This window comes from Arthrobacter sp. MMS24-T111 (assembly GCF_054888995.1).
In genome coordinates, this window is sequence record NZ_JBTZRO010000001.1 from 2,131,783 (window position 1) to 2,144,681 (window position 12,899).

Sequence of the window (12,899 nt, forward strand, 5' to 3'; positions counted from 1 at the left end):
GCTGCAGTCTTCCCCGTATTTCCAAGGTACCGCGCTCCCGGGGGCTTGCCGCAAGGCCCCCGGGCTGGCGCATACTGGGTGCCGCATCCCGGCTGGCGGGTGCGGGCACAGGGCGGGGACAACATGCAAGATGTGGTGATTGTGGGGAGCGGGCCCACGGGGTTGATGCTCGCGGCGGAATTGCACCTGGCTGGCGTGGAGGCCCTGGTGCTGGAGCGGCGGCCCTCCCAGGAACTGGCCGGCTCCCGCGGCGGTGGAATCCATGCCCGAACCATTGAACTGTTGGACCAGCGCGGCATCGCGGAGCGGTTCCTCGCTGAGGGCAAGACCGTTCAGGCGGCAACGTTTGGCGCCACCCAGTTGGACCTGGCTGGCCTGCCCACGCGCCACCCGTACACACTGGCCTTGTTCCAGAACCACATCGAGCGGCTGCTGCTGGGCTGGGCAGAGGAACTGGGCGTGCAGGTCCGGCGGGGCGTGGATGTCACCGGCGTCGCAGCGGACGACGACGGCGTCGACGTCCAGCTCGCCGGCGGCGGACCCGTGCGGGCCAGGTTTGTGGTGGGCACCGACGGCGGACGCAGCGTGGTGCGGCGCTCGGCGGGGATCAAGTTCCCCGGCCCGGACGCCACCCGCAGCAGCCTGATCGCAGAGGTGAAGGTGGCCGGCGAACCCGTGCAGCAGGGCAAAGTGGATGGCCGCGGCATCCATGGGCTGTACCCGATGGGGGAGGGCATGGTCCGGGTGGTGGTGACCGAAGCGGAACTCGGCCCTGCCACCGAGCCCACGCTGGAGGACCTGAGCCGCGCCCTAACCGATGTGTTCGGCACGGACTTCGGCGTCCACAGCCCTGCCTGGCTCTCGCGTTTCACGGACGCCACCCGGCAGGCGGAGTCCTACCGGAAGGGCCGCATCCTGTTGGCCGGCGACGCCGCCCACGTCCATTCCCCGACCGGCGGGCAGGGCATCGGCCTGGGCCTCCAGGACGCCGTGAACCTTGGATGGAAGCTGGCGCAGGTGGTCCGCGGAATAGCGGGGGACCACACGCTGGACACCTACCACGCCGAACGCCACCCGGCAGGCGCCCGGGCGCTTAAGTACACCATGGCGCAGTCCCTGTTCCAGAAGGCCGATCCTCGACAGGAGGCGCTCCGCGACCTGCTGGACGAAGTCCTCCGCCGCGAGGGCGCCGGGGCCCCGATGGCCGGATTGGTCACCGGCCTCGACGTTGCCTACGGGCCTGGGATGGGCCACCCCCTCGTGGGACGCCGGATGCCTGACCTGGACGTCGCCACCGTTGAGGGATCCGTGCGGGTATACGAGCTGTTGCACCAGGCACGGCCCGTTCTGCTGGAACTGGGCGGCCCCGCCCTGGACGCGGGCGCGTGGGCTGGGCGGGTGCGGCATGTTTCAGGGACGTACGACGGCGCGTGGGAGCTTCCGGTGCTGGGCGTGGTGCCTGCACCCACGGCTGTGCTGGTGCGTCCGGATGGCTATGTGGCCTGGGCCGGCGAGCACTCGGCGTCGGGCCTGCCGGAAGCGATGGCGGAATGGTTTGGTGCTGCGCACTGAAATCCGCCATGAATCCTTGCATGATCTTGACCCAAAATTGTGCGCTTGCACGCTGTTGCCGGGAGGCAGGTGCTTGTAGGCTGGCCCAAGGTCAGGCAGACGGCCGGCAACGCACCGTCTGAGGATATCTGTGACCGCTCTCCCCACAGCACCCGAGCCGCTTCCCGGCGTGCATCCGCCTCCCCCTAGCTGGCGCGGATGTGGCCCAAGGGAAATCCATGATTCGGGGGTGGGCCACATCCACGCCGTACACTCCGGGAGTCAGCAGCGTGGCTGGCTCCCGGGCCGGCGGCGAACGCCGCCGGCGTGCAACCTCAGTCCTCGAAGTAGGCGGCTGTGGGCTGGGAGCCCGTGAACCGGTCCACCAGGGATTGGGCTAGATCGTTGAGCTTTTGGTTCCGCGTGTTGGAAGCCCGGCGGAGCACTTCAAACGCCTGGTCCTTGCCGCACTGGTTTTGCGCCATGATGATCCCGCAGGCCACGTCAATTGCGGTCCTGGTGTCCATCGCGGCCTTCAGGTGCTCGGCACGCTGGTCGGCGGACGCTATCCGGATGGCCAGGCGCAGGGCCATGCCCGCCATGTCCGCAAACCGTACCGCCTCGGACACCGCCCGCTCACTGAAGACTCCGCTGGCGGGTGCGAAGAAATCCAGGACGGCCCCGGCGTCGTCCTGCAGTTTCATGGGCACCCCCAGCGCGCTGGCGATGCCCGCGGCTGCGAGGGCTTTGCGGTACTCCGGCCACCGGGGGTCGGAGTCCACGTCACCAAGCAGGACGGGGACGCCGGTTTCCAGCGCATCGACGCAGGGCCCGTCTCCCAGCGTCTGCTCGATCCTGTCCAGCACCACCGCAGTATCGCTGCTGCCGCCAATGGTGGCCGTGTGCTTGCGCCGGCGCAGGGTGACGGCGCATTCAATCGACGTGCCGGTGGTGTCCGTCATCGTGGCCGCCGCAAACGTGGTGATGGCGTCCAACACGGATTTGATGTCCTCCGTGCCGCCGATCAGGTCGACGAGCCGCTCGAAATCTTCTGCCATGTCCTGGTCCACCATGTGTTCAATGTAGAAGGCGCGCCGTCCGGCCACAAGCCACGATGTTGGGCCTCATTTTCAGGGTCCGCCCAGCTTCCACACAGGGCAGTTATGGAAACGTTATATATGCTTGCTTGGTGGTTTTTAGGTCAAGCAGTGGAATTTTGTCAGCCGCGGAGCGCCCGGCCTTGCCCGGAACGGGGCTCATCGCCGGGCGCAAGCATGCCCTGGACGGGCTCCGCACCATCGCCGTGGCGGGAGTGTTCTTCTTTCACACCGCCACCGATCTGGTCCCCGGGGGATCCATCGGCGTCGACGTTTTCTTCGCGCTCAGCGGCTTCGTGATCACGCTGCTGATCATGAAGGAGTGGAGCACCACCGGCCGCCTCCACCTGGGCATCTTCTACGCCAAGCGACTGGCCCGGCTCTGGCCGGCGTTGCTGGTGCTCTGCGCAGTGATCCTCGTGGCAGGCTTCCTGTTCCCTGCCTCGGGCTGGGGCGGCCAGGCGGGGTTCGTCCTGCCGGCCGCAGCCTACGTGATGAACCTGGCGCACTTTGGCCTGTTCGGCGACTCCATCGCCGGGGAAACGCTGGGCCCCACCTGGACCCTGGCCGTCGAGGAACAGTTCTACCTGGTGTGGCCGCTCCTGCTGCTGGTAATGCTCCGGTTCTGGAAGGTCCGCACCGTCGCCTTCGCCACGCTGGCACTGGCCGGTGCTTTCCTGCTCAACCGGTTCCTGCTGGTCACCGCGGGCCAGCCGCTGGCCCGGATCTACAACGGCCCGGACACCCGCGCCGACGAGTTGCTCATTGGCTGCGCACTCGCCCTGCTGTTCACCTCCGTACGGACCGGCTCCCGGCTGCACGGCGGATTGGTGTCCGTAGCCCGCTGGGGAGCCCCGCTGGCCGCCATCACACTGGCCGCCGCGCTGTTCCTGTTCAAGGAACCTGACACGCCCGGCGTGTGGTTCACTGCTTTCTGGTCTGCCGGGCCAGCGGTACTCGCCCTGCTGTCAGCTGTGTTGATCGGGGCCCTGGTGCTCCAGCCGGCAGGGTTCCTGGCGCGGATCCTGAGCCACCCCTGGCTCGCCAAGCCCGGCCGCGACCTGTCCTATGCCATGTACCTCTGGCACTTGCCGGTGTACCTGTTGCTGATGCGGCTCATCCCGGCGTTGCCCCTCCGGATCGCGCTGACCGCGGTCCTCACCGTGCTGGTGGCTTACGTGTCGTTCCGCTTCGTGGAGCGGCCGCTCCGGCAGTGGGCCAACGCAAAGCTGGAACCTGCCGTCGAGCCAGTACCCAGGGAGCGCGCCAAGGAGCCGGTGGCCGCCTGATCCGGACGTCCCGGCGCCCACCGCCCCGGCCGACAGGCGGCCTGGGCCGTCAGTGCTGGATGCTTTCCTGGTCGCGGTGCGCAGCGGGTTCGATCTGGAAGGTTGAATGCTCGATGCTGACGTCGAAGTCCTTGGCCACGCAGCGCTGCAGGTCGGCCAGGATGATTGCCGAGTGCCCGTCGCGCATGCACTGATCCTGCACGGTGACGTGGGCGGACAACACCGGAACGCCTGAGGCAACCAGGGAAGCGTGCAGGTCGTGGACGTCGATGACGTGCGGCAGGGCCAGGATGTGTTCCCGTACTTTGGCCAGGTCCAGGCCGGGGGAGTGCTTTCCATCAGCACGTTCACGGTGTCCCGGAGCAGGCTGAGGGTGCGGGGGATGATCAGCGCGCCGATCAGCAGGGACACGACGGCGTCCGCCCGGGTCCAGCCTGTCAGGGCAATGACCAGCGCCGCCACGATCACAGCAACCGAACCCAAGGCGTCGTTGAGCACCTCGAGGAACGCGGCCTTCATGTTGAAGTTGTGGTGCCGCCCGGAGGCGAGCACCAGCAGCCCCGCCGCGTTGCCGGCCAGGCCGATGACGCCGAACCACAACATGAGGGAGCCGCCCACCTCGGGAGGGGCAAACAGCCGGCGGATGCCTTCCACAATGACGAATCCGCCCACGCCCAGCAGCAGTGCGGCCTGCCCGGCCGCGGCGATGATTTCGGCGCGCTTGTAACCCCAGGTGCGGGTGTGGGTGGCAGGTTTCAGGGCGAGGGACGCCGCAATCACTGCAATGAGGAGCCCGGCGGAATCGGTGAACATGTGCCCGGCGTCCGCCAGCAGGGCCAGGCTTCCGGTCAGGACCGTTCCAAGGATCTCGGCCAGCATCACGGTAAACGTGATGCCGAAAACCAGCAGCAGCTTTCCGCGCTGGCCGTGGTGGTCGGCTCCGCCGTGGGAGTGGTTGTGTCCGCTGCCCACGGGTCAGCCCTTCCTTATGGTGGGCATGCCCAAGGACTGCGGCGGCGCCCCGCAGCAGTCGTCGTCTGCCTGGTGCTGTTCGGCGTGCGGAACCGCGCAGCAGGCGTCCCCGCGCCACGCGCTGATGCCTTCACGGACGGCGATTGCCGCAATGACCAGGGCGGCCCCGGCATCCGCCCACCACCAGCCCAAGGTGCTGTTCAGGACCAGGCCAACCAGCAGCACTGCGGAGAGGTAGGTGCACAGCAGGGTCTGCTTCGAATCGGCCACCGCCGTCCGGGAACCGAGTTCGCGGCCGGCGCGGCGCTGGGCCCAGGACAGGACGGGCATGATGGCCAGGCTCAGGGCCGCGATGACGATGCCGGGAACCGAGTGCTGCGCTTCTCCCGCGCCTGCCAGCGAGCCGGCGGCGTCCACGGCAACGAACGCGGCAAGGGCAAAGAAGGAGACGGCGATGATCCGCAGCGTCAGGTGCTCGCGCCGCTCCGGGTCCTTGGCGGAGAACTGCCAGGACAACGCCAGTGCGGACGCCACCTCGATCACCGAGTCCAGCCCGAAGCCGATCAGGGCCGAAGAGTCCGCCACCCCGCCCGCCCAGAGCGCCGCGGCGGCCTCGATGACGTTGTAGGTGATTGTTGCGGCCGCAAAGAGCCGGATCCGGCGGCTGAGGACCCGCCGGCGATGCGTGCCGGGCATGTGGAGTGCCGTCATCACGCCACGTCCCCGTCGGGGCCGCAACAGGTGGGGTCCACGGCCAGTACCACGTTGATCAGGTCCGTGATGGCGTGGCCGATCCGGGCGTCCGCGAGCTCGTAGCGTGTGCGCCGGCCGTCCGGAACGGCAACTACCAGGCCGCAGCCGCGCAGGCACGCCAAATGGTTGGACATGCTCTGCCGTGACACGCCCAGGCTGTCCGCCAGGTCCGAGGGGTACGACGCCGCCTCGGAAAGCGCCAGGAGGACGCGGGCACGGGTGGGGTCTGACACCGCGTAGCCGAACCGGGCCAGCACGGGAGCCTGCGTTAGGGTTTGCATGATCCCAAAGTACATAGCTGGCTGTATTCAGGCAACTGTGTACTTTGGGACTGCGGCAGCCCCCGTTGCTAGTAGCCGGAGGTGTTGGTGGCCTGGCAGGTCTGGTCGCTTCCGGTCTGCGCCACCACGCTTCCGGAATCAGCTGACGACGGCGGCGCGGCGGGCTTGGTGCCCGTCACGAAGTCGGTGCCGGCAGAGAGCTGCACGCCCTGGATGTTGGCCACCTGCTGGACGCTGCCGGCCGGCAGGCCGAACAGGGCGGCGACGTCTGCTGCCACGTCCTCATACCCGGCGCTGTAGTAGACCATGGTCTGGGTGCGGACGGTGGCCTGGAGCTTGGTCACCTTGGTGAAGCCGGCGTCGGCCAACAGGCCTGCGATGGCAGTACTGCGGCCCGCCACGCCGGTGCCGTTGGCAACGGATACCGGCTGCAGAGCCTTGTCATAGGCCGGCGCCGCGGGTGTGGCGGGTGCCTGGGTGGGGGCGGCGGTGGCCGGCTGGCTCAGGTCCGGGTTGCTGCGCAGTGCGGCGAAGAAGTTGGACGCCGCCGGCTCGTCCAGGGCCAGCCTGTTGGGGTCCTGCGGTGCCGGGACGGTGGGAGTGGTGATGAAGTTGACGCTCGCCGGATCGATGTTCTTCAGCCGGTTGGCGATGGTCAGCAGCGACGGCACGGAGGACAGCCCCGAATCCACGGTCAGGTTCTTGGTGACCGTATCAGCGATGGTCAGTACCTTTTGCGGGTTGCTGAGTGTTCCCTCCGACTTGAGTTTGCGGGTCAGCGAGGCCAGGAACCCCTGCTGGGCCTTGATCCGGCCCAGATCCCCGCCATTGGCGAAACCATGCCGGGTGCGCAGGAACGCCAGTGCCTGCTCTCCCTGCACCTGGGAGGTGCCGGCGGGCAGGTGCAGTCCGGAGTCGGGATCGTCCACGGCGTCGCTGACGCACACGTCCACGCCGCCCACCGCGTTGGACAGTTCCTTGACGGCGTTGAAATCGGCCATCATGAAATGGTCGATCTCCAGCCCGGTCAGCTTGTTCACGGTGTCCACGGCGCAGCCGATTCCGGCCTGCTTCATGGCGCTGTTGATCATGGCGCCCTGCTGTGCGGGATACTGCTGGCCGGTCTTCGCGTCCGTGCAGGCCGGAATGTTCACCAGGAGGTCGCGGGGAAAGCTCACCACGTTGACGTGCTTGTTGTCCGCCGAGATATCCAGCAGCATCATCACGTCCGACTGGCCGTAGCCGGAGGAATCGTCCGCGCTGCCGTACTCGCTGTTGTTGCCGCTCCTGGTGTCCGAGCCCAGCACCAGGATCTGCATCCGGTCCGTGCTGTCATTGACCGCACCTTCGGTGCGTTCGCCACCGGCGGTCAGCGCCGCGGTGCTGATGTTGGACTGCAGGCGCCAGGCCCAGTAGCCGCCGAACGCCAGGACGCCGAGGAGGAGCACAGAGACGACGGCGACCACAGCCTTGACCCAGCGCGGGGCACGGCGGCGCGGCCTGCCGTGGCGGGAACTGGCGGCATACAGCTCGCCTTGGCCCGGATAGGCAACGGGAGCGGAGCCTTCCTGTTCCGGGCCGGGAGATTTTCTGGAACCGAACACGACGAAATGACCTTCGGGAGGGGACAGGTTTCCGCTACCCTACAGGGCCAAGCTGGCAATTCGCCCGGAATCACGGTTTTCCGGCCGCGCCGGTGCCGTCCCCGGGCGGCGGGGGCGTACTCTTTTTCTCGGCGGTACCCGCCCCGGAGATGGGCCCGGCCGTCGAGGAAGCCCGGGGTGCAGGCTGAGGAACGGACAGATGGACACAGGTCAAAAACAACGCAGCGCGGCCCGCCCTGGCCGGCGCGGATGGGGACGATTCACTCTCTGGCTGGAGGATGACTCGCCGGGCCGCCTCCGGCCGCTGATCCTGGCCGTGGTCCTCACGCTCTCGGCGATCGGGCTCGTGGAAGTGGCATCGGCGTCGTCCGTGGAATCTGTGGCGGCAGGAAACAATCCGTACGATCTCCCCCTCAAGCAGGCCATGTGGACCGTTGCGGGCGTGGTGATCATGCTGCTGTTGGCGCGGATGCCGGTCCGACGGATCCGGCGCCTGGGCTGGCCCATGCTGATCGGGTCACTGGTAGCCCTGGTCCTGGTGTTCACGCCACTGGGCATGTCCGTGAACGGCAACCGGAACTGGCTGAGCGTAGCCGGATTCACCGCCCAACCCTCCGAGTTCGCCAAGCTGGCGCTGATTGTCTGGGCCGCGGCCATCCTGGACCGGAAACAAGCCCTGCTGGCGAACTGGAAACATGCGGTGGTCCCGCTGGGCCCCGCCGGCGGGCTGATCATGATCATCGTGGCGTTGGGGCACGACCTCGGCACCACCATGATCATCATGCTGATCCTCGCCGCCACCATGTTCTACGGCGGGGTGCGGATGAAGGTGTTCTCCGTGGCCGGCCTGATCTGCGTCGTGGCCGCCCTGGTCCTCGCGGCAACCAGCGGCAACAGGATGGGCCGGATCTCGTCCTGGCTGGGCATGGGTTCGGACGAGGACGCCCAGGGCATGGGCTACCAGGCGCAGCACGGCGCGTACGCGCTTGCCTCCGGCGGCTGGTTCGGAGTGGGCCTGGGGCAGAGCCGGCAGAAATGGAACTGGATCCCGGAAGCCCACAACGACTTCATCTTCTCCATCCTGGGCGAAGAGCTCGGGCTGGCCGGTACCCTGCTGGTTCTCGGACTGTTCGCGATCCTTGCCATCACCGTCTTCAAGACGATTGCCCGTACCACCGACACTTTCTCGCGGATCGTTGCCTGCAGCGTGATTACCTGGATCCTGGGGCAGGCCGTGATCAACATCGCCATGGTGAGCGGGCTGCTGCCGGTCATCGGTGTCCCGCTGCCGTTCATCTCCTACGGCGGCTCGGCCATGGTCTCCTCCCTCGCCGGCATCGGGGTGATCCTGGCCGTGACCCGGCCCGAACACCCGGACACCAAGTCCCCGGCCAAAGCTCCCGCCCCGGCGAAGCGGGTGAGGGAACACGAGTACCAGCAGTAGCGCCGGGAGGGCTGTTCCGGGAACGCCCATGACGGCCGTCCGCTTCATTGTGGCCTTCGGGATCGTCAGTGCCCTGATGGACATGGTGTACGAGGGCGCTCGGAGCGTCACCGGGCCCTACCTGGGCGCCCTGGGTGCCTCGGCCCTCCTGGTCAGCGTGGTCACGGGGGCGGGGGAGGCCGTCGCCCTGGTCCTCCGCCTCCTGTTCGGGCGCCTCGCGGACCGGCCGGCACTGCGTTGGTCCCTCGCCATCTCCGGCTACGCCCTCACGGCGTTGTCCGTTCCGCTCCTGGGCATCAGCACTGCCCTGTGGATCGCCTGCCTCCTGGTCCTGGCCGAACGGCTGGGCAAGGCCGTGCGGAGCCCTGCCAAGGACACCATGCTGGCTGAGGCCGGTTCCGCCCTGGGCCAGGGCAAGGCCTTTGCGCTGCACGAAGCGCTGGACCAGGTAGGAGCACTGCTGGGGCCGCTCCTGGTGGGCGCGGCCCTCGCCCTGACCGGAAGCTACGGGCCGGGATTCCTGCTGCTGGCCATCCCCGGGCTGGCGGCCATGCTGCTGCTGTTCTGGCTGAAGAACAAGGTGCCCGACCCGGCCGCCTACGAGACCGTCCCGGCCGGGTCGTCCGCGGAGCCCGCCACCCCGCAGGCCGGTACCGCTCGTGAAAACGATGCGGCACCGTCCGGCGGGCTGCCCCGTTGCCCCGGCAGTACTGGCTCTATGCCGCGTTCAGCAGCCTCACCATGTTTGGCTATGCCACGTTCGGGCTGCTCTCATTCCACCTGGTGGAGGCCGGACTGCTGCCGCCCGCCCTGGTCCCAGTCCTGTATGCAGTGGCCATGGGCGTTGACGCTGTGGCGGCCCTGGCCTCCGGGTGGCTCTATGACCGGGTGGGCCTGAAAGTCCTCGTGGTCCTGCCGGTGCTTGCCGCAGCGGTCCCGTGGCTGGGCTTCAGCAACGACACAGTGCTCGCGGTGGCGGGGGTGCTGGTGTGGGGAGCGGCCATGGGGATCCAGGAAAGCACCATGCGGGCCGGCGTCGCAGGGTTGGCACCCGCAGCCCGGCGGGGGAGTGCGTACGGGATGTTCACCGCCTGTTACGGCCTTGCCTGGCTGGCGGGGAGCTTCCTCATCGGCCTGCTCTACGAACAATCAATTCCGGCGTTGGCCGTGACCATCACGGTGGTGCAGGCGGCGGCCCTGGTGATCTTCGTCGTCGTCCGTCCGCACGCCGGCAGGCCTTAGGTCCGGCCGGAAGAGGCGCGGAAGGGACTCAGGCGACGGCACTCTCGATCTCGGGGCACTCACTGCAACGGACCTCCGCAACCAGCGAGCCGGCGTCGTCCTTGCGGAAATGCGTGACGTGCTTAGTGGCCCTGCCGCAGGTGGGGCAGTAGCTCTGGCTTTGTTTTGTCCACATGCATGAATAATACGGAACGCCCCGCCAAAGGGAAGATCGGGGAGCCGAACTATGTGGATGCCCGCAGCTGATTTTCATCAGATCTTGACCAAACCTGCTGGCGATCCTTCGGTAAACGCTGAGATTCGGCGCGTAGCTTGGGCTCATCAGGCAGTTTCAGTGGCACGAACGGAGCGCAGGGCAATGACCATTACCGATTACTTCGTGGCTCTCGGCGGCATGTTGGCTTCCCTCGGAGCTGCCGGGCTCGTCGCGGCCGGACTCATCCGGGCGCGGGCGCGCCACTAAAATCCCTCCGGGCAGGGGAGTGCCGCTATCCCTCCGCGTAGTCCTCAGGCAAACGCCGGGGGGTCAAACCGGGTACCGGCGGCGCCGCTGGGCATGGTGCTGAGGATGCTGTCCGCAACGCTGCGGACCTTGAGGTTGCGGTGCCGCGACGCCCCGGCGAGCTTGCTGAAGGCCTCGGGGTAGGAGCAGCGGTTTTGTGCCATCAGCACGCCGCAGGCTACATCAATGGAGGTCCTGCTCTCCAGCACCTGCTTCAGGTTGTCCCCCGAGCGGATGACGCCGTGGACGTCCAAGGCAAGCTTCAGGCTCTGTGAGGCCACTCCGGCAAACCAAGCCGCCTCGTTGGTGATCCGGGTGATGAAGGCGTAATTGCCGTGGGCCAGGAACACCAGGGCTCCCGAGGAACCGGGCCGCAGTTCGAGGGGGAGGGCCAGCGCCGCCCCGTATCCGCCATCCAGCAACCGGTGACGGTACGCTTGCCAGCGCGCGGGGGAACCCGTGGGGTTGACCACCACGGGTGCTGACAACGCCACGCCCAGCGCTGTGGGCCCGTCTCCGTGTTCCTCCTCAGCTGCTGCGAAGCGGGCTGCGCCCGGCGTGCTGCCGGCACCGGCGGCGTAGGTTCGCTGCCGGTGCAGCACGGCGCCGCACTCGATCGTTGAGCCGGCCGTCGTACTCAGCCACCTGGCCCCTGCGTCGGCGAGTGTCTGCAGGGAGCCGGCGTCGTCCTCGGTACCTGTTATCAGGTCCAGCAGGAACCCTTGCCGTTCGGGTCCCCTGTTATGCGCCGGGCCAACCGCCACCCCGCACCCCCATTCAAGTCGTACCCCGTGGCATCGGCTGCCGCAGGTTTCCTTGCAATTTATTGGGCGGTCAGGGCGTGTGCACGAGTAGCCGGTACTCTACTTTTTCCGGTGACCGGCGCAGGTACTTGCCCGGGCTCTTCGAGGGCCGGACCGGCGGATGGGCTACGATAGATTCGTTAGACAGCCAAGCAAGTAGGATATCGAAGGAATTCGCATGAACCCGCATGGTGCAAGCGAAGGCTACTCGTACCCCACCCTGGAAGACACAGAGCCCAGGGCCGTTGATGTGATCAACGCCCTCCGGGAGTTCCGCACATCCGAAACCGCCATGCGCCGGCGCACGCGCTCGTCGCCCGCCATGGGGGAGACCGACCTCCTGGCCTTGCGGTACCTCATTGACGCTGAAGCCGCCGGCGTGGGAGTCCGCCCCACGGAACTGGCGGGCAGGCTGGGTATCACCTCCGCGTCCATGACCACGCTCGTGGACCGGTTGGTTGCCAGTGGCCATGTAACGCGTGAACGCCACCCGTCGGACCGCCGCGCCATCATCCTCCGGCCCGCACCCGGCGCCGACGAGGAAGTCCGGCATAACCTCAACCAGATGCATAAGCGCATGCTCGAGGCCGCCGAGTCCCTGTCGCCGGACGAGATCAAAGCGGTGATGCACTTCCTGATGCGCATGCGCGAGGCGGTGGACGCCGTCAACATGGCCCCGCATGTTGGATCCCGGTAGACAACGAAGTAATCCTAGTTAGACTAGCTACATTGTTAGTGAACTATCGGATGGTGGATCGAATGACTGCAGTACTTGAACCTCAGGCGGCCGGGCACTCGATCCCGGTGACGATAGACACCCAGACTCCCGTCCAGCCCGCGGAAAGCCCGGCGCTGGAGCAAACGGCACCCGCGGCCCCCATGCACTGTGGCGTGGAGATGACGGCTGCCCCGGTCCCCATTGCTTCCCTCGGCTGGGCGCCACTTGAGCTCGGCTCCTCCGAATGGTCCTGCCCCTGCGGATACCGGATGGATAGCGAACCCGCCGGAGATCCGCTGGAAGCAGTCCGGCTGGCCTCCGCGAGGGTGGAGAGCATTCAGTGGGAGCTGGATGCCGCGCAGGAAGGGTTTGCCAATGCCGTGCGCAGCGCTTCCCGGCTGGGTGCCGCGCCGGACGCCCTGAGCGATGCGGCAGGCCTGACCGAGCCGGAACTGCGGGAGTTCCTCGCCGGCAGTGACCGGTTGCTGTAGCTCCAGGCCGCTGTCCGAACAGGACCCCGCCCCGGAAGAAAGCTTTGACGTCACGAAGTGCAGCCACCCGTCTGTTCGGGTGCAGCTGCACTTCGTGGGTTAAAGCGGTAAAGAAGAATATAGTCGGCCGGCTCTGGCCCGATCAGGGGGCG

The 12,899-nt window shown here is 67.5% G+C and carries 13 protein-coding genes and 1 pseudogene; 7 read left to right on the forward strand and 7 right to left on the reverse strand.

Annotation, left to right across the window (positions count from 1 at the left end; translation table 11 throughout):
* The first annotated feature begins 123 nt into the window (after positions 1-123).
* Positions 124-1,572, forward strand: coding sequence for an FAD-dependent monooxygenase (locus tag ACX5I6_RS09990; RefSeq protein ID WP_461840380.1), 1,449 nt, complete (start codon positions 124-126; stop codon positions 1,570-1,572).
* 314 nt (positions 1,573-1,886) lie between these two features.
* On the opposite strand, the gene ACX5I6_RS09995 is transcribed toward ACX5I6_RS09990, so the two are convergent.
* Positions 1,887-2,609, reverse strand: a complete 723-nt coding sequence (locus ACX5I6_RS09995) for an ANTAR domain-containing protein (protein WP_461840381.1) — start codon at positions 2,607-2,609, stop codon at positions 1,887-1,889.
* Between the two features lie 158 nt (positions 2,610-2,767).
* Here ACX5I6_RS09995 and ACX5I6_RS10000 point away from each other — a divergent pair, with 158 nt between their 5' ends.
* Entirely contained in the window at positions 2,768-3,937 is a 1,170-nt protein-coding gene (locus ACX5I6_RS10000) for an acyltransferase family protein (protein ID WP_461840382.1), read from the forward strand.
* Between the two features lie 49 nt (positions 3,938-3,986).
* Here the strand turns inward: ACX5I6_RS10000 and ACX5I6_RS10005 are convergent.
* The 4 genes and pseudogenes from ACX5I6_RS10005 to ACX5I6_RS10020 form a co-directional block, all read right to left on the reverse strand.
* Positions 3,987-4,909 (reverse strand): annotated as a pseudogene (locus ACX5I6_RS10005) (cation diffusion facilitator family transporter).
* Between the two features lie 3 nt (positions 4,910-4,912).
* Positions 4,913-5,620 carry a cation transporter gene (locus ACX5I6_RS10010; RefSeq protein WP_461840383.1) on the reverse strand — a complete coding sequence of 236 codons (708 nt, stop codon included), beginning with the start codon at positions 5,618-5,620 and terminating at the stop codon, positions 4,913-4,915.
* Positions 5,620-5,943 (reverse strand): ArsR/SmtB family transcription factor, encoded by a 324-nt coding sequence (locus tag ACX5I6_RS10015; RefSeq protein ID WP_461840384.1) that lies wholly within the window; start codon positions 5,941-5,943, stop codon positions 5,620-5,622. Before ACX5I6_RS10015 ends, ACX5I6_RS10010 begins: the two co-directional genes overlap by 1 nt.
* 68 nt (positions 5,944-6,011) lie before the next feature.
* Positions 6,012-7,547, reverse strand: coding sequence for an LCP family protein (locus tag ACX5I6_RS10020; RefSeq protein ID WP_461840385.1), 1,536 nt, complete (start codon positions 7,545-7,547; stop codon positions 6,012-6,014).
* Positions 7,548-7,746: 199 nt separating this feature from the next.
* Between ACX5I6_RS10020 and ftsW the strand changes: the two genes are divergently transcribed.
* Genes ftsW through ACX5I6_RS10035 form a run of 3 tightly spaced genes read left to right on the forward strand, consistent with a single transcriptional unit; the run spans position 7,747 to position 10,233 of the window.
* Entirely contained in the window at positions 7,747-8,991 is a 1,245-nt protein-coding gene (gene ftsW, locus ACX5I6_RS10025; protein WP_461840386.1) for a putative lipid II flippase FtsW, read from the forward strand.
* Positions 8,992-9,019: 28 nt separating this feature from the next.
* Positions 9,020-9,889: an MFS transporter gene (locus ACX5I6_RS10030; RefSeq protein ID WP_461840387.1), complete on the forward strand. Its 870-nt coding sequence runs from the start codon at positions 9,020-9,022 to the stop codon at positions 9,887-9,889.
* Positions 9,775-10,233 carry an MFS transporter gene (locus tag ACX5I6_RS10035; RefSeq protein ID WP_461840388.1) on the forward strand — a complete coding sequence of 153 codons (459 nt, stop codon included), beginning with the start codon at positions 9,775-9,777 and terminating at the stop codon, positions 10,231-10,233. The genes ACX5I6_RS10030 and ACX5I6_RS10035 overlap by 115 nt, the downstream gene beginning before the upstream one ends.
* 28 nt (positions 10,234-10,261) lie before the next feature.
* Here the strand turns inward: ACX5I6_RS10035 and ACX5I6_RS10040 are convergent, their stop codons facing one another.
* Positions 10,262-10,408 carry a hypothetical protein gene (locus ACX5I6_RS10040; RefSeq protein ID WP_165837969.1) on the reverse strand — a complete coding sequence of 49 codons (147 nt, stop codon included), beginning with the start codon at positions 10,406-10,408 and terminating at the stop codon, positions 10,262-10,264.
* Positions 10,409-10,740: 332 nt separating this feature from the next.
* Positions 10,741-11,499, reverse strand: coding sequence for an ANTAR domain-containing protein (locus tag ACX5I6_RS10045; RefSeq protein WP_461840389.1), 759 nt, complete (start codon positions 11,497-11,499; stop codon positions 10,741-10,743).
* A 217-nt stretch (positions 11,500-11,716) separates the two neighbouring features.
* Here ACX5I6_RS10045 and ACX5I6_RS10050 point away from each other — a divergent pair, with 217 nt between their 5' ends.
* On the forward strand, positions 11,717-12,235 hold the full coding sequence (locus ACX5I6_RS10050) for a MarR family winged helix-turn-helix transcriptional regulator (RefSeq protein WP_285248504.1): 519 nt from the start codon (positions 11,717-11,719) through the stop codon (positions 12,233-12,235).
* Between the two features lie 62 nt (positions 12,236-12,297).
* Complete coding sequence (locus tag ACX5I6_RS10055) at positions 12,298-12,747, forward strand: hypothetical protein (protein ID WP_461840390.1); 450 nt, start codon at positions 12,298-12,300, stop codon at positions 12,745-12,747.
* The last annotated feature ends 152 nt before the right edge of the window (positions 12,748-12,899 follow it).

Excerpts from the sequence above, each read along its gene's own strand:
- ACX5I6_RS09990 (WP_461840380.1), top strand. The coding sequence starts at position 124 with ATGCAAGATGTGGTGATTGTGGGGAGCGGGCCCACGGGGTTGATGCTC.
- ACX5I6_RS09995 (WP_461840381.1), bottom strand. The coding sequence starts at position 2,609 with ATGGCAGAAGATTTCGAGCGGCTCGTCGACCTGATCGGCGGCACGGAG.
- ACX5I6_RS10010 (WP_461840383.1), bottom strand. The coding sequence starts at position 5,620 with ATGACGGCACTCCACATGCCCGGCACGCATCGCCGGCGGGTCCTCAGC.
- ACX5I6_RS10015 (WP_461840384.1), bottom strand. The coding sequence starts at position 5,943 with ATGCAAACCCTAACGCAGGCTCCCGTGCTGGCCCGGTTCGGCTACGCG.
- ftsW (WP_461840386.1), top strand. The coding sequence starts at position 7,747 with ATGGACACAGGTCAAAAACAACGCAGCGCGGCCCGCCCTGGCCGGCGC.
- ACX5I6_RS10030 (WP_461840387.1), top strand. The coding sequence starts at position 9,020 with ATGACGGCCGTCCGCTTCATTGTGGCCTTCGGGATCGTCAGTGCCCTG.
- ACX5I6_RS10040 (WP_165837969.1), bottom strand. The coding sequence starts at position 10,408 with ATGTGGACAAAACAAAGCCAGAGCTACTGCCCCACCTGCGGCAGGGCC.
- ACX5I6_RS10050 (WP_285248504.1), top strand. The coding sequence starts at position 11,717 with ATGAACCCGCATGGTGCAAGCGAAGGCTACTCGTACCCCACCCTGGAA.
- ACX5I6_RS10055 (WP_461840390.1), top strand. The coding sequence starts at position 12,298 with ATGACTGCAGTACTTGAACCTCAGGCGGCCGGGCACTCGATCCCGGTG.